At 63.1% G+C, this 17,156-nt stretch carries 19 protein-coding genes; 12 read left to right on the forward strand and 7 right to left on the reverse strand.

What is annotated here, in order from left to right:
• Positions 1–6: 6 nt before the first annotated feature.
• From mtaB to BC363_RS28110, 3 genes are all read right to left on the reverse strand, one after another.
• On the reverse strand, positions 7–1,281 hold the full coding sequence (gene mtaB, locus BC363_RS28100) for a tRNA (N(6)-L-threonylcarbamoyladenosine(37)-C(2))-methylthiotransferase MtaB (protein WP_065780496.1): 1,275 nt from the start codon (positions 1,279–1,281) through the stop codon (positions 7–9).
• Positions 1,278–2,183, reverse strand: coding sequence for a diaminopimelate epimerase (dapF, locus tag BC363_RS28105; protein WP_202618631.1), 906 nt, complete (start codon positions 2,181–2,183; stop codon positions 1,278–1,280). The genes mtaB and dapF overlap by 4 nt, the downstream gene beginning before the upstream one ends.
• Before the next feature lie 92 nt (positions 2,184–2,275).
• Positions 2,276–3,289 carry an MBL fold metallo-hydrolase gene (locus tag BC363_RS28110; protein ID WP_065780498.1) on the reverse strand — a complete coding sequence of 338 codons (1,014 nt, stop codon included), beginning with the start codon at positions 3,287–3,289 and terminating at the stop codon, positions 2,276–2,278.
• Between the two features lie 114 nt (positions 3,290–3,403).
• Here BC363_RS28110 and BC363_RS28115 point away from each other — a divergent pair, with 114 nt between their 5' ends.
• From BC363_RS28115 to trmD, 6 genes are all read left to right on the forward strand, one after another.
• The gene (locus BC363_RS28115; RefSeq protein ID WP_244519968.1) at positions 3,404–3,901 is read left to right on the forward strand and encodes a MarR family transcriptional regulator; all 498 of its coding nucleotides are present in this window, start codon (positions 3,404–3,406) and stop codon (positions 3,899–3,901) included.
• Between the two features lie 313 nt (positions 3,902–4,214).
• The gene (ffh, locus tag BC363_RS28120; RefSeq protein ID WP_065780502.1) at positions 4,215–5,780 is read left to right on the forward strand and encodes a signal recognition particle protein; all 1,566 of its coding nucleotides are present in this window, start codon (positions 4,215–4,217) and stop codon (positions 5,778–5,780) included.
• A 13-nt stretch (positions 5,781–5,793) separates the two neighbouring features.
• Positions 5,794–6,129, forward strand: coding sequence for a chorismate mutase (locus BC363_RS28125; protein ID WP_065780504.1), 336 nt, complete (start codon positions 5,794–5,796; stop codon positions 6,127–6,129).
• A gap of 37 nt (positions 6,130–6,166) precedes the next feature.
• Entirely contained in the window at positions 6,167–6,541 is a 375-nt protein-coding gene (gene rpsP / locus BC363_RS28130; protein ID WP_065780506.1) for a 30S ribosomal protein S16, read from the forward strand.
• Between the two features lie 92 nt (positions 6,542–6,633).
• Complete coding sequence (rimM, locus tag BC363_RS28135; protein ID WP_065780815.1) at positions 6,634–7,194, forward strand: ribosome maturation factor RimM; 561 nt, start codon at positions 6,634–6,636, stop codon at positions 7,192–7,194.
• Between the two features lie 11 nt (positions 7,195–7,205).
• Positions 7,206–7,898: a tRNA (guanosine(37)-N1)-methyltransferase TrmD gene (gene trmD / locus BC363_RS28140; protein WP_065780508.1), complete on the forward strand. Its 693-nt coding sequence runs from the start codon at positions 7,206–7,208 to the stop codon at positions 7,896–7,898.
• On the opposite strand, the gene BC363_RS28145 is transcribed toward trmD, so the two are convergent.
• Positions 7,880–8,626 (reverse strand): sulfite exporter TauE/SafE family protein, encoded by a 747-nt coding sequence (locus tag BC363_RS28145; protein ID WP_065780511.1) that lies wholly within the window; start codon positions 8,624–8,626, stop codon positions 7,880–7,882. The two genes, trmD and BC363_RS28145, sit on opposite strands and share 19 nt — an antisense overlap.
• 338 nt (positions 8,627–8,964) lie before the next feature.
• Here BC363_RS28145 and rplS point away from each other — a divergent pair, with 338 nt between their 5' ends.
• The 5 genes from rplS to BC363_RS28170 all read left to right on the forward strand — a co-directional run bounded on the left by rplS (position 8,965) and on the right by BC363_RS28170 (position 13,706).
• Entirely contained in the window at positions 8,965–9,483 is a 519-nt protein-coding gene (gene rplS / locus BC363_RS28150) for a 50S ribosomal protein L19 (protein WP_065780514.1), read from the forward strand.
• 127 nt (positions 9,484–9,610) lie between these two features.
• Positions 9,611–10,420 carry a basic amino acid ABC transporter substrate-binding protein gene (locus BC363_RS28155; RefSeq protein ID WP_065780517.1) on the forward strand — a complete coding sequence of 270 codons (810 nt, stop codon included), beginning with the start codon at positions 9,611–9,613 and terminating at the stop codon, positions 10,418–10,420.
• Positions 10,421–10,429: 9 nt separating this feature from the next.
• Positions 10,430–11,251, forward strand: coding sequence for an amino acid ABC transporter permease (locus tag BC363_RS28160; RefSeq protein WP_065780519.1), 822 nt, complete (start codon positions 10,430–10,432; stop codon positions 11,249–11,251).
• Between the two features lie 241 nt (positions 11,252–11,492).
• Entirely contained in the window at positions 11,493–12,902 is a 1,410-nt protein-coding gene (gene leuC / locus BC363_RS28165) for a 3-isopropylmalate dehydratase large subunit (RefSeq protein ID WP_065780521.1), read from the forward strand.
• Positions 12,903–13,169: 267 nt separating this feature from the next.
• A complete protein-coding gene (locus tag BC363_RS28170; RefSeq protein ID WP_065793347.1) occupies positions 13,170–13,706 on the forward strand; it encodes a histidine phosphatase family protein in 537 nt (178 codons plus the stop codon).
• A 5-nt stretch (positions 13,707–13,711) separates the two neighbouring features.
• Here the strand turns inward: BC363_RS28170 and BC363_RS28175 are convergent, their stop codons facing one another.
• From BC363_RS28175 to BC363_RS28185, 3 genes are all read right to left on the reverse strand, one after another.
• On the reverse strand, positions 13,712–14,899 hold the full coding sequence (locus BC363_RS28175; protein ID WP_065780525.1) for a GNAT family N-acetyltransferase: 1,188 nt from the start codon (positions 14,897–14,899) through the stop codon (positions 13,712–13,714).
• A 3-nt stretch (positions 14,900–14,902) separates the two neighbouring features.
• Positions 14,903–15,553, reverse strand: coding sequence for a DUF6875 domain-containing protein (locus BC363_RS28180; RefSeq protein ID WP_065780527.1), 651 nt, complete (start codon positions 15,551–15,553; stop codon positions 14,903–14,905).
• 163 nt (positions 15,554–15,716) lie between these two features.
• Entirely contained in the window at positions 15,717–16,265 is a 549-nt protein-coding gene (locus BC363_RS28185; RefSeq protein ID WP_065780530.1) for a L,D-transpeptidase family protein, read from the reverse strand.
• A gap of 143 nt (positions 16,266–16,408) precedes the next feature.
• On the opposite strand from BC363_RS28185, the gene BC363_RS28190 reads away from it, so the two are divergent.
• Positions 16,409–17,092 (forward strand): response regulator transcription factor, encoded by a 684-nt coding sequence (locus tag BC363_RS28190; RefSeq protein WP_053249170.1) that lies wholly within the window; start codon positions 16,409–16,411, stop codon positions 17,090–17,092.
• The last annotated feature ends 64 nt before the right edge of the window (positions 17,093–17,156 follow it).

The raw sequence follows: 17,156 nt of genomic DNA on the forward strand, positions 1-17,156 counted from the left end.
CATAAGTCAGGCCGCAGCCATCTGTTTTACCTGCATCGTCAGATGCTTGCCATTGTGGCCGGTGATCGTGACCGGCACAAGCGCGCGGGGTTTGAGGCCGGCGGCATCGACGAGCGTGAAGTTTTCCGTGTGCGCGAGGCCGTTGTTTTCGACCAACAATGTCTGCTCGCTGCCGACCATGCCTTCGAGGTGGCGCGCATAGAGTGCCGCACCCGTCGCACGAAGGCGCGCGGCGCGATCCTTGACCGCCGCCCGGTCGAGCTGCGGCATGCGCGCTGCCGGCGTGCCGGGGCGGGGGCTATAGGGAAAGACATGCAGATGGGCGATGCCGCAATCCTCGGCAAGCCGCACGGCGTTTTCGAACATCTCTTCGGTTTCCGTCGGGAAGCCGGCGATCATGTCGGCGCCGAGGCTGATCTCGGGGCGCAAGCGCCGGACCTGATCGGCGAAGGCGCGGGCGTCAGCACTCGAATGGCGACGCTTCATGCGTTTCAGGATCATGTCGTCGCCATGCTGCAGCGACAGATGCAGATGCGGCATGAAGCGGGTCTCGTCGGCGATCAGGTCGAACAGATGGCTGTCGGCCTCGATGCCGTCGATCGACGAGAGGCGCAGGCGGCGGATATCCGGCACCTGTTTCAGGAGAGTTTTCGCCAGCAGTCCGAGCGTCGGCGTTCCCGGCAGGTCGGCGCCGTAGCTCGTGGCATCGACGCCGGTCAGGACGATCTCGCTATAGCCGCCATCGGCGAGCCTGCGCGCCTGGTCGACCACCGCGCCCATCGGCACGGAGCGCGAATTGCCGCGGCCGTAAGGGATGATGCAGAAGGTGCAGCGGTGATCGCAACCGTTCTGCACCTGGATGAAGGCGCGCACGTGACCGTCGATATGTTTGACCATCTGCGGCGCGGTGGCGCGCACGCTCATGATGTCGTTGACGCGGAGCTTTTCTTCCGCCGAGACGCCGAAATCGGGCAGGGAACGATAGGAGGCGCTTTTCAGCTTCTCTTCGTTGCCGAGCACGGCGTCGACCTCGGCCATGCCGGCGAAGGTTTCCTTCTCCGTCTGGGCAGCGCAGCCGGTGACGATGATGCGGGCATGCGGGTTGTCGCGGCGGGCGCGGCGGATCGCCTGACACGCCTGGCGTACGGCCTCGCCGGTCACCGCGCAGGTGTTGACGAGGATGGCATTGTTCAGCCCCGCCTTTTCGGCTTCCGCCCGCATCACTTCGGATTCGTAGGTATTGAGACGGCAGCCGAAGGTTATGACCTCGACGCCGCTCAAAGCGCCCGGGCCCCCGCGGTTCCCGGTTGGGCTTCATCTCGCTGCCAGGCGCCGGTGGCGGGATCGACGGTCCCCGACCATTCCCATTCGGCCGGGCCGGTCATGACGACGTGGTCGTCTGCTTCACGCCATTCGATCGACAACGGGCCGCCGGGTACGTTGACGATCACCTTGCGGTCGGTGCGGTCTGTCCGGGCGGCGCTGACGGCCGCGGCGCAGGCGGCAGAACCGCAGGCGAGCGTCAGGCCGGCGCCGCGTTCCCAGGTTCGCAGATCCATCTCGCCGCGCGACAGCACGCGCGCGATCGAGATGTTGGCCCGCTCGGGGAACATCGGGTGGTTTTCGAGCAAGGGTCCGAAGCGTTCGAGGTCGTAGGACCAGACGTCGTTGTCGACCCAGAAGATCGCGTGCGGATTGCCCATGGAGGCAACCGAGGGCGAATGCAGCACGGGATTGTCGATCGGACCGATCTGCAGCTCGATCCGGCGCGTGTCGTGAAACTCTTCCGACAGCGGGATCTCGTTCCAGCCGAAGCGCGGGCTTCCCATGTCGACGGAGATCGTCCCGTCGTCGTGCTCCCTGGCCTCGAGCAGGCCGGCAACCGTATGGAAGAGAAAGGCCTTCTTGCCGGTTTCGGCGGCGAGCGCCTGGACGACGCAGCGGGTGCCGTTGCCGCAGGCCTGCGCCATCGAGCCGTCGGAATTGACGATGTCAATCCAGGCGTCGGTGCCGGCGGCCTTCGGATCGTGGATCGCCATGATCTGGTCGAAGGCGGTTGCCGGATCGGCGTTGAGCGTTATGGCTGCCTGCGGCGTCACGCGGTCGCGGCGGCCGCGCATGTCGACGACCAGGATCTTGTTTCCAAGCCCGTTCATTCTGGCAAATTGCACGTTGTCGGCCATGTCGCGATTGTCCAAACCGGCCTCGTCAAGCGGAGGCACCCTTCATTCGGGCTGTATATGGCGGAAAAGCCCGGAAATTACCAGTGCCGGCTTCATTGGTCCGTCGGTGCCGAGGGCGGCACGTCGAAGATTTCGCCCGGGCGCATGGCCCTGAAGCGGGTGCGTGCGATTTCCGCCTCGTCCAGTGCCTGTTCGAGCGCCTTAACCGGAGCATCGACGCCTTCATCGGTCAGCCGGAAGGTTCCCCAGTGGTGCCCGGCCACGTGGTCGGCGGCGCAGTCGATCATGCCCTGGACCGCCTCCTCCGGGTTCTGGTGATGATCCTGCATGAACCAGCGCGGCTCGTAGGCGCCGAAGGGCAGGTTGGCGAGGCGGAAGCCGCCATGCTTTTCGCGGGCTGCGCGATAATTGATGCCGCCGTGAAAGCCGGTGTCGCCGACATGATAGATCTTGCCGACCGGGGTTTCGATGACGAAGGCGGCCCAGAGCGCCATGCGGCGGTCGCCAGAGCCGCGCGCCGACCAGTGATGGGAGGGCTCGGCATGGATCACCAGCTCGTCTTCGAGGTCCAGCCGGTCGCCCCAGTCGAGAACGGATATGGTCGCGTCCGGCACGGTGCGGCGGATGATCGTATCGTTGCCGAGCGGCGTGACGATCAGCGGGCTGTGCTCCTCGTTGAGGGCTGCCAGCGTGTCGAGATCGAGGTGGTCGTAATGGTTGTGGGTGACGAGCACGAGGTCGATCGGCGGCAGATCGTCCATCTCGATGCCGGGCGCATTGCGCCGCGACGGGCCGACAAGGGCAAAGGGGCTCGCCCTGTGGGCCCAGACCGGGTCGGTCAGGATGTTGAAGCCATGCACCTGTATGAGCAGGGTCGCGTGGCCGACCATCGTCACCCGTAGGCGATCGGCCTCGATGCTCAGCTCCGGCTTTGCCTGCTGAAACGGGCTCGGATAATGCGCTGGCCACTTCACCTTGCCGTGACCGAGCTGCCAGCGCAGAAGGTCGATCATGCCTCGCGGCTGCCGGCCGTTGGGGTTGAAGAACCGCGTACCGTCGAAGTGGTCGGAGGCAGGCCCCCGGTAATAAGGATTCACCTTCGGCATCGTCGTCTTCCGGCGATTGTTCGGTGGCTGTGTCTAAAAAACATAGGCGCTTCCGATGCGTCGTTACAGGGTGAAAGGGCAAGGTTTAAGAAAATCTTGAATGTAGCAACTCGATTGCTATTGTACCTTATGCTGGTTCGCTTCGACAAACAGGAACGTCTCTACAAGGCCATCAAGCTGGTCCGGCCGATCCATCTCAATGTGCATCGCTCGATTGAGCACATGCTGGAGGGCTCGGGCATTTCGGTCGCCGAAAGGGCGGTGCTGGAGCTACTCTGCGCCGAACCGTTGACAGTGCCTGAGGCGGCGCGGCGATTGTCGATGAAACGGCAGTTCGTGCTGCGCATCGTCGTCGGGCTGCTGGAAAAGGGTTTTTTGGAAAAGCGACCCAACCCGGAACATCGGCGCGCCTATTTCTGTGTGCCGAGCCCTGCCGGTCGCGACCTGTTCGAGGCACTCCACCGGCGCGAACTCGAATTGCTGCACGCGGTTCTGGGCGATATCAACCAGACCGAAGTGGTTGCGGCACTCAGGGTCATGACGCGCGTCGCGACCGCGTTCGAGGACCTGGCGCGCGAACTCGGGGCGCAAGACAGCAAGGAAGGCCCATGATGGCAGTTCTCTACGGACTTGGCGCCGTGATCATCGCGGCAGCAGCCAATGTCTGAAATCCCTGCCGCCGGATTTGCCTGTCGTTCTTGACTTTTCGGCCGCTTTCCTGTTTATCGCGGCAAATTCCTTCGCAAGTTGATGACTTCGAAGCCACCGACCGGGCCCCGCAAAGGTATAAAGAGAGCCCGGAGGTCAACATCCGACAGCGCGTTGCGCCCTCGGGTGGTTTTTGGCTTTGCGCCTTGTTTTTCAGGCGAAGGAACCCACGTTTCCGGCTAGTCTCCATGCCACCGGAAACCAGAAGGAAGTGAGAATGTTCGAGAGCCTCCAGGACCGCCTTGGTTCCATATTGAATGGACTGACCGGCCGCGGCGCATTGTCGGAAGCAGATGTTTCCGCGGCGCTTCGCGAGGTTCGCCGTGCGTTGCTCGAAGCCGACGTCGCCCTCGACGTTGTGCGCGCCTTCACCGAAAAGGTTCGCGAGAAGGCAGTTGGCGCCGAGATCCTGAAATCGATCAAGCCCGGGCAGATGGTCGTCAAGATCGTCCATGACGAGTTGGTCGAGATGCTCGGCTCCGAGGGCGTCACCATCGACCTCAATGCGCCGGCTCCGGTCGTCATCATGATGGTCGGTCTGCAGGGCTCGGGCAAGACGACGACCACCGGCAAGATCGCCAGCCGGATGAAGACGCGGGACAAGAAAAAGGTCCTGATGGCTTCGCTCGACACGCGTCGCCCGGCCGCCCAGGAACAGCTTCGCCAGCTCGGCGTCCAGACCGGTGTCGATACGCTGCCTGTTATCGCCGGCCAGTCGCCGACCGATATCGCTGCGCGCGCCGTGCAGGCCGCCAAGCTCGGCGGACACGACATCGTCATCCTCGACACTGCCGGCCGCACGCATATCGACGAGCCGCTGATGATCGAAATGGCGGAAATCAAGCGGAAGTCCAATCCGCATGAGATCCTGCTGGTTGCCGATGCGCTGACCGGTCAGGATGCCGTCAATCTCGCGCGCAACTTCGACGAACGCGTCGGCATCACCGGCCTGGTGCTCACCCGTATGGACGGTGATGGCCGCGGCGGTGCCGCCCTTTCGATGCGCGCCGTCACCGGCAAGCCGATCAAGCTCATCGGCGTCGGCGAAAAGATGGGCGAACTCGAAGAGTTCCATCCCCGTCGCGTCGCCGACCGCATTCTCGGCATGGGCGACATCATCTCGCTCGTCGAAAAGGCTGCCGAGAACATCGACGCCGAAAAGGCGGCCGCGATGGCCGCCAAGATGGCGAAGGGCAAGTTCGACCTGAACGACCTCGCCGACCAGCTGCGCCAGATGCAGAAGATGGGCGGCATGGGCGGTATCATGGGCCTGATGCCCGGCATGGCCGGTATGAAGGACAAGATGGCCTCGGCCGGTCTCGACGACAAGCTGTTCGGACGCCAGATCGCCATCATCTCGTCGATGACCAAGGCCGAGCGCGCCAACCCGGATATGCTCAAGCATTCCCGCAAGAAGCGCATCGCCGCCGGTTCCGGCACGGATGCTGCCGACATCAACAAGCTTCTGAAGATGCACCGCCAGATGGCGGACATGATGAAGATGATGGGCGGCAAGGGCAAAGGCGGCATGATGAAGCAGATGATGGGCGGCCTCGCCAGCAAGATGGGCCTCGGTGGCCTTGGCGGCGGCGGCATGCCCGACCTGTCGAATATCGACCCCAAGCAGCTCGAAGCGCTGCAGAAGCAGGCCGAAGCTGCCGGCCTCGGCAAGCCCGGTGGCATGCCGAGCCTTGGCGGCGGTGGCCTTCCCGGTCTCGGTGGTGCCAAGCTTCCGGGCCTTGGTGGTCTCCCCGGCCTTCCCGGCCTGCCCAAGAAGAAGTGAGGATCGGTGAGAGATGATTGATCCCGAGATCAAAAAGGAATTGGCGGGTTACCGGCAGTCGATCGACAACATCGATGCCGCGCTCGTTCACATGCTGGCCGAACGGTTCCGCTGCACCCAGGCGGTCGGCGTTCTCAAGGCCAAGCACAATCTGCCGCCGGCCGATCCGGCGCGCGAAGAATACCAGATCGAACGTCTTCGCCATCTGGCGAAGGATGCCAATCTGGATCCGGATTTCGCCGAGAAGTTCCTGAACTTCATCATCAAGGAAGTCATCCGGCATCATGAAGCCATCGCCGCCGATCGCACGCATTCCGCGGGCAACGTCGGCACCACCCATTCCGCTTGAACGAAGCGGTCAAGAAAGCCTGCAAGGAGTTACTCAAATGGCACTGAAAATTCGTCTCGCCCGTGGCGGTTCCAAGAAGCGTCCTTACTACCAGATCGTCGTTGCCGACGCCCGCAGCCCGCGTGACGGCCGCTTCCTCGAGAAGATCGGTTCCTGGAACCCGATGCTCGGCAAGGACGACGAAAAGCGCGTCGAGCTGAACGCCGAGCGCATCAGCCACTGGATCGCCCAGGGCGCCCAGCCGACCGACCGCGTCATGCGCTTCCTCGACCAGGCCGGTATCGCTCAGCGTCCGGCTCGCAGCAACCCGACCAAGGGTCTGCCGGGCAAGAAGGCTCAGGAGCGCGCTGCTGAAGCCAAGCAGAAGGCAGAAGACGCCGCTGCTGCCGCTGCCGAAGGTGCCGCGGAATAATATCCGGCAAACGGATGAAGGAAACGGGCGGCATTCCCATGCCGCCCGTTTTCCGTTATGTGCACGCTGAAATCCCGAAACGGATGCGGATGATGAGCAAACTCGAAAACCCGGTTCTGATGGCGACTGTCGGCGCGGCCCAAGGCCTGCGCGGCGAGGTCAGGGTCAAATCCTTCACCGAGGATCCGACCGCGCTCGGCGATTACGGCCATCTTCATAGCACCGACGGGCGCGTGTTCGAGGTGCTGGAGATCCGTGAGGCCAAGAACGTGGTCGTCGTGCGCTTTCGCGGTGTCAACGACCGCACGGCCGCAGAGGCGCTCAACGGTCTCGAACTGTTCGTCGATCGGGACAATTTGCCCGACGACGATCTCGACGAAGACGAATTCTTTTATGCCGACCTCGAGGGCCTCGAGGCCATCGACGGCAGCGGCAAGAGCTATGGAACCGTGACCGGCGTGTTCGATTTCGGTGCCGGCGACCTGCTTGAGCTCAAGGGACCGGGCAAGCGCCCGGTGCTCATCCCGTTCACCGAATGGTCCGTTCTTGAAATCGATCTCGAAGGCGGCAAGCTGCTGGTCGATCCGCTGGCTGCCGGCCTCATCGACGACAAGGACGAGCCCGGCAGCCCGTTTTCGGCCAAGCGCAAGTGAGCGGTAAGGCAATGCCCTTCCGCGCAACGGTGCTCACGCTCTATCCCGAAATGTTCCCCGGCCATCTCGGCGCCTCGCTTTCGGGCCGGGCGCTGGAGCGTGGCCAGTGGTCGATCGATGCCGTGCAGATCCGTGATTTTGCCGAGGACAAGCACCGCACCGTCGACGATACGCCGGCCGGCGGTGGCGCCGGCATGGTGTTGAAGCCCGACGTTCTTGCCCGTGCCATCGACGAAGTGTCTCAGGACGATCATCGCCCGCGGCTGCTGATGAGCCCGCGCGGTCGGCCGTTGACGCAGAAACGCGTGCGGGAACTTGCCGACGGCCCCGGCGTGGTGATCGTCTGCGGCCGGTTCGAAGGCGTCGACCAGCGGGTCATCGATGCTCGCGACCTCGAGGAAGTGTCGATCGGCGACTATATTCTGTCCGGCGGCGAGCCGGCGGCACTGACGCTGCTCGACGCCGTCGTGCGCATTCTGCCCGGGGTGATGGGCAACGAGCTGTCGGGCGTTCATGAAAGCTTCGAAGGCGGGTTGCTGGAGCATCCGCACTATACGCGCCCGCAGGTCTTCGAGGGCAGGGAGATCCCGCCGGTGCTGACCTCCGGCAATCACGGCGCCATTGCCAAATGGCGCGAAGCCGAAGCCCGTCGGCTGACCGAGGAGCGTCGGCCCGATCTCATCGCTCAACCCGTGAAAAAGTAATAGGCGGCGAGCAACAGCCCGACTGCCACGACCAGGGCGCGGATTACCGCCTGCGGCACGCGCCGGGCCGCCCAGACGCCGAGATAACCGCCGAGCGCTGCACCTGGAACCATGATCGCCGCATGCAGCCACGACACGACGCCGCCGGCGGCGAAGATGACGATGGCGATGGTGGCGATGACGATCGAGATGAAATTCTTGAGCGCGTTCAGGCGGTGATAGCCGCCACCGGTCGCAAGCCCCAGCACGGCCAGCATCATGATGCCCATGCCGGCACCGAAGAAGCCGCCGTAGATCGAGGTTGCGAACTGGCTGACGATGCCGGCCGGGCTGATCGCATGCTCGTCGATGCGGGCCTTGGGCTTCAGGAGCGGCCCGGCGGCGAAGATCGCCGTCGCGACGATCAGCAGCCAGGGCACCAGCGCGCGAAACGAAGCGTTCGACAGGGAGATCAGCAACACCGCGCCGACAAGCCCGCCGACCGCCGAGATGACACCGAGCAGGATCGCCTGGCGGCGGTCTGCGCGAATCTCCTTGGCATAGGCAAGCGCCGAGGTGATATAGCCGGGAAGCTGGATGATCGACGACGTCGCATTGGCGACAATGGGCGACAACCCGCCAAGGGTCATGGCGCCGAAGGTGAGGAAGGTTCCGCCACCGGCAATCGCATTGACCATGCCCGACAGGAGACCGGCGACGAAAAGCAGAAGTATTTCGAAGAAATGCATGGTCTCCCCCCGCTACCCAGCCCGGCATAGCCCGCAGCGGTTGCGGCCGCAAGCCCGCGCTCGCATGCATTTCCCCGATGCATTTCCATGCGCGTTATTTCGAAATCTCTGATAGAATTCGCGCCGAACGCCTCCATGGCCCGGAAAATGCGGCTTGCGGGGATGACAAGCGGGGTTTCTTCGTGTAAGTGCCGCCCCGGTTCGGGTTTTTTGCCCGTCGACCACCAACAAAGAATGGTGAATCCGCTCCTGCCGGGTCCGGCAACATCTGAAGGCAAGTCCGACAGGTCGATCGAGAGCGCTCTGGCTGTTTCAGAAGAACTTGAAAGGTTAACCCGATGAACATCATCCAGCAGCTGGAAGCCGAACAGGCCGCCAAGATTGCGGCCAAGCGCACGCTCCCCGATTTCTCCGCAGGCGACACGCTGCGCGTCAACGTCCGCGTTGTCGAAGGCTCGCGTACCCGCGTTCAGGCCTATGAAGGCGTTTGCATCGCTCGCTCCGGCGGCGGCATCAACGAAAGCTTCACCGTTCGCAAGATCTCCTACGGCGAAGGCGTCGAGCGCGTATTCCCGGTTTACTCTCCGCTCGTCGAGAGCGTCGAAGTGGTTCGCCGCGGTAAGGTCCGTCGCGCCAAGCTCTACTACCTGCGCGATCGTCGCGGCAAGTCGGCTCGTATCGTTGAAAACACCGGTACGCGCGCCCGCAAGCTGAACGAAGCCGAGCGTCAGGCCGTTGCCGAGGAAAAGGCACGCATCGAAGCTGAAAAGGTTGCAGCAGCTCAGGCTCTCGCAGCCGAAAAGGCAGCAGCTGAAGCCGCCGAAGCCAAGGCAGCAGCGGAAGCCGCAGCGGAATAAGATTTCAATCCTTCTGGATTGTAGGAAAGGCGGCCTCGGGCCGCCTTTCTTTTTTGGTACTATGCGCTTGTCTTTTCTCCACAATCCGTGACATTTTCCGCTGCCACAATTTTCGGGAGCTCCTCCAATGACAATCCGTCGCCATGTGCTTGCGGGCATCGCAGCCGCACTTGCCGTTCCATTTGCTTTTTCTGCACCGGCTTTCGCCAGCGACCTGCCGGATCTCGGCGGCAAGACGGTTGTCGTCGTCACGGAAAATGCCTACCCGCCGCTGCAGTTCGTCGATCCGAAGACGGGTGAGGCGATCGGCTGGGAATATGACGCGATGAACGAGATCGCCAAGCGTCTGAACTTCAAGGTCGAGTACCAGAACACCAGCTGGGACGCGATGATCCAGGCGGTGCATGACGGCCAGTACCAGATCGGCATGACCGGCATCACCATCAAGGACGACCGCAAGGAAAAGGTCGATTTCTCCGACCCGTACATGCGTTCGCAGCAGTTCATGCTGGTGCGCGGCGACGAGAACCGCTTCAATGACGGCAAGAGCTTCGGCGCCTTTGCCGACGGCCTGGTCGGTGCGCAGCCGGGCACGTCGCCGTTCTACACCGCCGTCTATGAAATGCTCGACGGCAACGAGCAGAACCCGCGCATCAAGCTGTTCGAGACCTTCGGCGCCACCGTGCAGGCGCTCAAGGCCGGCGACGTCGACGTCGTCCTGACCGACAGCGTCGCCGCCAAGGGTTATGTCGATTCCTCGGAAGGCAAGCTGAAGGTCGTAGGCGGCCCGCTCGGCACCGAGGATTTCGGCTTCATCTTCCCCAAGGGCTCCGACCTGGTCGCTCCGGTGAACGCCGCGATCAAGGCGCTGAAAGAGGATGGAACCTTCGACGCCTTGGACAAGAAGTGGTTCCTCGACTACAAGATGGGCGGCTGATCGCTGGCGATGGCCTCCCCACAATCTTCTGATATGTCCGCAAAGGGCGACTATCCCTGGTGGCTGGTCGCCCTTCTGGTGATTGCCGTGGCGCTCGCCGCGGTCATCGTCGCCAATGACATCTACACCGAAGTCTTCAACGTCGTTCTCAAGGGCATCGGCGTCACCATCTTCGTGACCCTGATGGGCTTCGTGCTGGCGACGACGCTCGGTCTCGGTATCGCGCTGATGGCGCTGTCGGAGCATGCGGCACTTCGCCAGATCGCACGCTTCTACACCGAGGTCATACGCGGTGTGCCGATCCTCGTGCTCCTGTTCTACATCGCCTTCGTCGGGGCGCCGGCGCTTGTCACCGTCGCCAACTTCATCACCGCGCCGCTGATTTCGGCAGGCTGGATGGAGCCGGTGGTGGTGCGCGACATCTCGCTGATGTGGCGGGCGATCATGGCGCTGATGATCGGCTATTCCGCCTTCATCGCCGAAGTGTTCCGGGCCGGCATCCTCTCGGTCGACAAGGGGCAGGTCGAGGCGGCGAAAGCGCTGGGCCTGACGCGTTACCAGCGGTTTCGCCTGGTGATCTTCCCGCAGGCGATCCGCGTCATCCTGCCGCCGCTCGGCAACGACTTCGTCGCCATGGTCAAGGACTCCTCGCTGGTCTCGGTGCTCGGCGTTGCCGACATCACCCAGATGGGCAAGGTCTATGCCTCCGGCTCCTTTCGCTTCTTCGAGACCTATTCGATCGTCGCCTATGTCTATCTCGTCCTGACCATCGGCCTGTCGCTGGGCTTGCGCGGGCTCGAGCGGCGCTTGCGGCGCGCCGAGCAGCGTTGAGGCCGCTTCCACCGATTGCCGAAGTGTCAAAAAATTGGTATGTACGGCGCCATGGAATCCAAGTTCGGATGTCGAGAGCAGAAAATCGTCGTGCTGCAGGACCACAAGCGTCTGCCGGCACGCTTTTTCGCGCGCGTATCCGGGGCGCTGACAAGCCTCCTATCCTGATCCTTTGATCAGTTTCCGGCCGCCTGGCTGCCGGCTTTTCCCTTACTTCTGAAAATTCGATGGATATATCGCCATGAGCGCACCGCGTACTCTCTATGACAAGATCTGGGACGATCATCTGGTCAACAGCCAGGACGATGGCACCTGTCTTCTCTACATCGATCGTCATCTCGTTCACGAGGTGACGAGCCCGCAAGCTTTCGAAGGCCTGCGTATGGCTGGCCGCAAGGTCCGCGCTCCAGAAAAGACGCTTGCCGTCGTCGACCATAATGTGCCGACCTCACCGGATCGCCACCTCGGCATAAAGAACGAGGAAAGCCGTATCCAAGTCGAGGCGCTCGCCACGAACGCGGCCGAGTTCGGCGTCGAATACTACTCCGAAAACGACAAGCGCCAGGGCATCGTGCACATCGTCGGCCCGGAGCAGGGCTTCACCCTGCCGGGCATGACCATCGTTTGCGGCGACAGCCACACGTCGACGCATGGCGCCTTCGGCGCGCTGGCGCATGGCATCGGCACCTCGGAAGTCGAGCACGTGCTTGCGACCCAGACGCTGATCCAGCAGAAGGCCAAGAACATGCTGGTGCGCGTCGACGGCCAGCTGCCGCCGGGCGTCACCGCCAAGGACATCATCCTTGCCATCATCGGCGAGATCGGCACCGCCGGCGGCACCGGCCACGTCATCGAGTTCGCCGGCGAAGCGATCCGCGCGCTGTCGATGGAAGGCCGCATGACCATCTGCAACATGACGATCGAGGGCGGCGCCCGCGCCGGCCTGATCGCGCCCGACGAAACGACCTTCGATTACATCAAGGACAAGCCGCGCGCGCCGAAGGGCAAGGCCCTGGAGATGGCGCTCGACTATTGGAAGACGCTGCACACGGACGAAGGCGCGCACTACGATCGTGTCGTCGTGCTCGACGCAGCCAATCTGCCGCCGATCGTGTCCTGGGGTTCGTCGCCCGAGGACGTCATCTCGGTTCAGGGCATCGTCCCGAACCCGGACGAGATCCCGGAAGAGACCAAGCGCACCTCCAAGTGGCGCGCGCTCGATTACATGGGCCTGAAGCCCGGCACCAAGATCACCGACATATCAGTCGACCGCGTCTTCATCGGCTCGTGCACCAACGGCCGCATCGAGGATCTGCGCGCCGTTGCCGCTGTCGTCGAGGGCCGCAAGGTCGCGTCGACCGTGTCGGCGATGATCGTGCCGGGCTCCGGCCTCGTCAAGGAACAGGCGGAAGCCGAGGGCCTCGACAAGATCTTCCGGGAAGCGGGCTTCGACTGGCGCGAGCCGGGCTGCTCGATGTGCCTGGCGATGAACGATGACCGGCTGAAGCCGGGCGAGCGCTGCGCCTCGACCTCCAACCGTAACTTCGAAGGCCGCCAGGGCTTCAAAGGACGTACGCACCTGGTGTCGCCGGCAATGGCGGCAGCCGCAGCCGTCGCCGGACATTTCGTCGACATTCGCGAGTGGAAATAGGCTGGCGTGAGTGGAAATAAGCCGGTTCTTGAGCTTTTCCGGCGTTGATGGCCGCCCTTCGGGGCGGCCTTTTTTTGTCGCATCCCAGCAGGACAAAATGCGGCTGCAGTGCAAGAATGGAGCTACTGCATAATTCCTTAAATCGGAATCGATTTAAGGAGAAAATTATGCAGCAGGTTTAAAGCGTTACAGCGTCCTTTGCGCGTCATATTTGACGCGCGGCGCTGTAGCGTGCGGAACGGCTTGCTATAGCAAAAGGAGGCGGTCATGGCCGAGGATCACAGGGCGAAAACATACCGCCTGATGTTGCTGCGCCACGCCAAATCCGCCTGGCCGGAAGGCGTTCCAGACCATGATCGGCCGCTCGGCGACCGGGGCCGCAAGGCGGCGCCGCTGATCGGCGCCTATATGGAGCGCAAGGGGTTGATCCCTGGGCTCGCCCTCGTTTCCACGGCGCGGCGGGCGCGGGAAACCTGGGCGCTGGTTAGGGATAACTTGCCGCCGCCAATCCCCGCTCGCGAGACGCGCGACATCTACGAAGTGGCAGCACCTGCCATTTTGACCACCATTCGCGCGGTCGACCCGGCTATCCGCAACCTGGTTGTTGTCGGTCACAATCCCGGTATGGAGGATCTGGCGCATCTCATTGCCGGATCGGGCAAGGACGAGGCACTCGTGCGCATGCGGGAGAAGTTTCCAACGGCGGCGCTTGCCGTATTCGAGTTCGACGGTTCCAGCTGGGAGGACCTTGCATCCGGCGGGTGTCGTCTCGTCGATTTCGTGACGGCTCGCCAGCTCGCCTGATCGGTTCAGATTGCGCGCGTTACCAGCCTGCGCAGCAGGTCGGCCGGAAGGCGCCTTGCCCAGGTCTTGGCCATCGGTTGTAGCCGCGCCATCACAAGCTCGCGTATCAGCCGCCCGCGCCAGGAGAATGCGAAGGCATAGTCCCTGACGGCAACAAGCCCGTCGGCATGCTGCATCTTGTAGCCGTCCGCCGGTGCCAGCAGGTCGAAGACCCGGTTGCTGCGGTGGGCAGCGGCCGCAAATGTTCGATGGATGAGCAGCCGCCCTAGGCCCTCGCGATCGTAGCCGGGGTCGGTTGCCAGCACGTGTCCGAACGTGTGGCCCTTGCAATCGAAGGACAGATCGACGCCGATCGGCCGCCCTTCGCAGGCGATCGTCGAGACATGCAGGCCGGCGCCGGGGTCGCCGGCCAGATCTTCGAAGAACGCCTGGAAGCGGCTGTCCATGACGGTCGGTGACAGGATCGCGTTTTCGAGCAGCCAGCTTTTCTTGATGGTGATGGCGGCCACTGCGGCCGCCACGGCTGTAGAACCCGGGTCCGGCTCGGTGAAGGTGATGTCGCCGCGCTCGCGCAGCCTTCGCAGCCGACGCCGGTAGTTCGATCGCTCGCGTGCGGAATAGGCGATACCAGGGCCATCGACAGCCACCCGCCGCCACAGGCTTGCAAAGGGCGCCTGCACGCCGCCAGGCAAGCAGGCGCCGCCCGGGATAGCCGATCCGCACAGGGCTGCGTCCGCTCTTACCCGCCGGGCCTCGAAAATGTCGGCGCCGAGCGATGCGATGGCATTCCAGCCGGCTTCGAGCAAGGCGTGTCGGTCGCCAGCGGCCTCGACAAGCACGTCGCCGAACTGGGCCACCGGCGCTCCCATGAAGCCGAGCACATCGAGGCCGAGTTTGCGGCGGCGCGTCAGTGGCCAGAGGGCGACGAGGCGCCCGTCCACGCGCCCGGTGACGATGCAGAGCTGTGTCCCTGCGTCGAGATAGTGCCGCGCCCAGTGGCGCAGGAAGATGTGGCGCTGGAAGACCTGCTGAGGCCCGGCTGCCCGCTCGAACAGATCGTCCCACTCTTCTCGCAGGGCCTCGAAACCGTCGAGGTTTGTGACGACGCTGATTTGAAGATCTTCGCCCAAAACGCGGGAGCTCGGAATTCTTTCGACCGCGTCGGCGATCGGCGACGTTGCTCGGCCGGGCATGGCTCAGCCGCTACGGAAATGATTGACAAGCCGCCGCGTCCCCTTGATGGGAAAGCGGGCGAGGTAGGCAACCATGAGAGCCGGATGGAGGGCGGCAAACGGGGCATCGTTCTCGACCAGATGCCTGATCGCCAGAACGGGCATCGGGGAGCGAAGCGGGCGAAACTCCGGGTTCCAGAGGCCGCGATCCTCGGAGCCCGCATGCATCATGCCGATCATCCGGGCGCGGGCGAGCGAGTAGAACCGGTGCCGCCGCTGGATGCGCTTCAACATTGCTATCCCTTCGGCGCTGTCGCAATCGGGAAAACCGACGATCACGGTGCGGAAATGCCGCATCGCCGGCTTGCATGGGATCGCTTCAAGTTCGGTAAAGGCGCCGCGGATCAGCGCAAAGGTCGTGTCTTCGTCTTCGGGACGCGCGTGAGAAATAGCCAGCCGAACGGTGTCGATCCTGGCGGCCTGGCGGGTAAAGGGGCAGACGGCGCCGGTTCGTCCGAGATCGGGATGGCCGTTCATCAGATAGGATTCGACCCAGTCGAGCAGCCGTGCAATGTCAGAATCTTGCGAGATGCCATTCGCGATGTCGCGAACCTCTTTCATCCCGAAGAACCGTCCGTCGGTTGCCGGCATCGCTTTGGCCGTCATGGTCAGCATCGGCTGCACTCGCCCTGCAATTCTCGCTTGAGGCTACATAGACACCAGAGCTTGCGGAAGTGTTGATGGTTGTGCACGCTGGGATTTCTCGCCAGGCTTATGCTTTCCGAATTCTTTAATCGATCTTCAGCTTGGCCTATGTTGAAGCGTCGATGCCCCGCTATCAGAGAACCTTGACGACCGTGCCACGACGCAGGTGCGGGATCAGCCGGCGCATGGCAGCAAGGCTTACGGCGACGCAGCCCTGGGTCGGTTCGTATCCGGGACGGATGAGGTGAAAGAAGATCGCCGAACCGGAATTGCGGCGCCGGCTGGTAAGGTTCCAATCCATCACCAGGCAGATGTCGTAGAGCCCGTCCGTGCGCATCATTTCCTCGTGGCTTGGGGCGAAGGGCGCACTGGCCGGGCGGTTATAGCGGGCGTGGCCAGGAGCGTCGCACCAGAGCATGCCCTTGCGCGTGGTCCGTGTCGGCAACGGCGTCGGCGGCAGCAGGATCCGGTCGCGTCTGACGTAGCCACCAATGAGCTTCATCGCGGCGCGCGGCGTGGCACCGTCACCCTCGCGCTTGCGGCTGGTGATGCCGCTGCGGCCGATGGCCGCTTGCTCCGTGCGGCCATCGAAGGTAACCAGTGCACGCCTGCGATCAAGCGGGGCCGGCCGGACGGTGATGACGGATTTGATTGGCCTTCTTCCCGACGTTTTCTTGCGCATCTCTCTCACAGATTTTTGAATTGTCCGTGATTTGGCGGGCACCATAAGCACGGTTGCATATATAACGCGGTTCCAAAACCGGTTCGCTTGCCAACACGGGCATTTGAGCTAGTTTGAAACCGGAAGCAAACAGGAATTGTCCCATGGCGACCCGTACCATTCTTCTTGTCGACGACGACAATGACCTGCGCGAAACGTTGGTCGAGCAGCTTTCGCTTTACGAGGAATTCGATCTTCTCCAGGAGGCGACGGCCGGCAAGGGGATACAGGCGGCGCGCGCCCAGCAGGTCGACCTACTGATCATGGATGTCGGCCTGCCTGACATGGACGGGCGCGAGGCGGTCAAGCTCCTGCGCAAGGGCGGCTTCAAGGCACCGATCATCATGCTCACCGGTCACGATACCGATTCGGACACCATCCTTGGGCTGGAGGCCGGTGCCAACGACTACGTCACCAAGCCGTTCCGCTTCGCCGTCCTGCTTGCCCGCATCCGCGCGCAGCTGCGCCAGCACGAGCAGAGCGAAGACGCGACCTTCAGCGTCGGCCCCTATACGTTCAAGCCAAGCCAGAAGCTGCTGACGCTCGAAAACGGCCAGAAGATCCGGCTGACCGAAAAGGAAGCGGCAATCATCCGCTATCTCTACCGCGCCGACCAGAGGGTGGTGACGCGCGACGTACTGCTCGAAGAGGTCTGGGGCTATAATTCCGGCGTGACGACGCACACGCTCGAAACGCATGTCTACCGGCTTCGCCAGAAAATCGAGCGTGACCCTTCCAATGCCGAGATTTTGGTGACAGAGAACGGTGGCTACAAGATCGTTCCGTGAGGCGGCGACGCGGAGTGAATTTTCCCCAGGTCAGCCGCTCCGGACTATTCGAATCGATTGCGAT

It is taken from the genome of Ensifer sp. LC384 (assembly GCF_001695865.1).
In the GTDB taxonomy this organism is placed as follows: domain Bacteria; phylum Pseudomonadota; class Alphaproteobacteria; order Rhizobiales; family Rhizobiaceae; genus Ensifer.

Excerpts from the sequence above, each read along its gene's own strand:
- dapF (WP_202618631.1), bottom strand. The coding sequence starts at position 2,183 with ATGGCCGACAACGTGCAATTTGCCAGAATGAACGGGCTTGGAAACAAG.
- BC363_RS28110 (WP_065780498.1), bottom strand. The coding sequence starts at position 3,289 with ATGCCGAAGGTGAATCCTTATTACCGGGGGCCTGCCTCCGACCACTTC.
- ffh (WP_065780502.1), top strand. The coding sequence starts at position 4,215 with ATGTTCGAGAGCCTCCAGGACCGCCTTGGTTCCATATTGAATGGACTG.
- BC363_RS28125 (WP_065780504.1), top strand. The coding sequence starts at position 5,794 with ATGATTGATCCCGAGATCAAAAAGGAATTGGCGGGTTACCGGCAGTCG.
- rpsP (WP_065780506.1), top strand. The coding sequence starts at position 6,167 with ATGGCACTGAAAATTCGTCTCGCCCGTGGCGGTTCCAAGAAGCGTCCT.
- rimM (WP_065780815.1), top strand. The coding sequence starts at position 6,634 with ATGAGCAAACTCGAAAACCCGGTTCTGATGGCGACTGTCGGCGCGGCC.
- trmD (WP_065780508.1), top strand. The coding sequence starts at position 7,206 with ATGCCCTTCCGCGCAACGGTGCTCACGCTCTATCCCGAAATGTTCCCC.
- BC363_RS28145 (WP_065780511.1), bottom strand. The coding sequence starts at position 8,626 with ATGCATTTCTTCGAAATACTTCTGCTTTTCGTCGCCGGTCTCCTGTCG.
- rplS (WP_065780514.1), top strand. The coding sequence starts at position 8,965 with ATGAACATCATCCAGCAGCTGGAAGCCGAACAGGCCGCCAAGATTGCG.
- BC363_RS28155 (WP_065780517.1), top strand. The coding sequence starts at position 9,611 with ATGACAATCCGTCGCCATGTGCTTGCGGGCATCGCAGCCGCACTTGCC.
- BC363_RS28160 (WP_065780519.1), top strand. The coding sequence starts at position 10,430 with ATGGCCTCCCCACAATCTTCTGATATGTCCGCAAAGGGCGACTATCCC.
- leuC (WP_065780521.1), top strand. The coding sequence starts at position 11,493 with ATGAGCGCACCGCGTACTCTCTATGACAAGATCTGGGACGATCATCTG.
- BC363_RS28170 (WP_065793347.1), top strand. The coding sequence starts at position 13,170 with ATGGCCGAGGATCACAGGGCGAAAACATACCGCCTGATGTTGCTGCGC.
- BC363_RS28175 (WP_065780525.1), bottom strand. The coding sequence starts at position 14,899 with ATGCCCGGCCGAGCAACGTCGCCGATCGCCGACGCGGTCGAAAGAATT.
- BC363_RS28180 (WP_065780527.1), bottom strand. The coding sequence starts at position 15,553 with ATGCTGACCATGACGGCCAAAGCGATGCCGGCAACCGACGGACGGTTC.
- BC363_RS28185 (WP_065780530.1), bottom strand. The coding sequence starts at position 16,265 with ATGCGCAAGAAAACGTCGGGAAGAAGGCCAATCAAATCCGTCATCACC.
- BC363_RS28190 (WP_053249170.1), top strand. The coding sequence starts at position 16,409 with ATGGCGACCCGTACCATTCTTCTTGTCGACGACGACAATGACCTGCGC.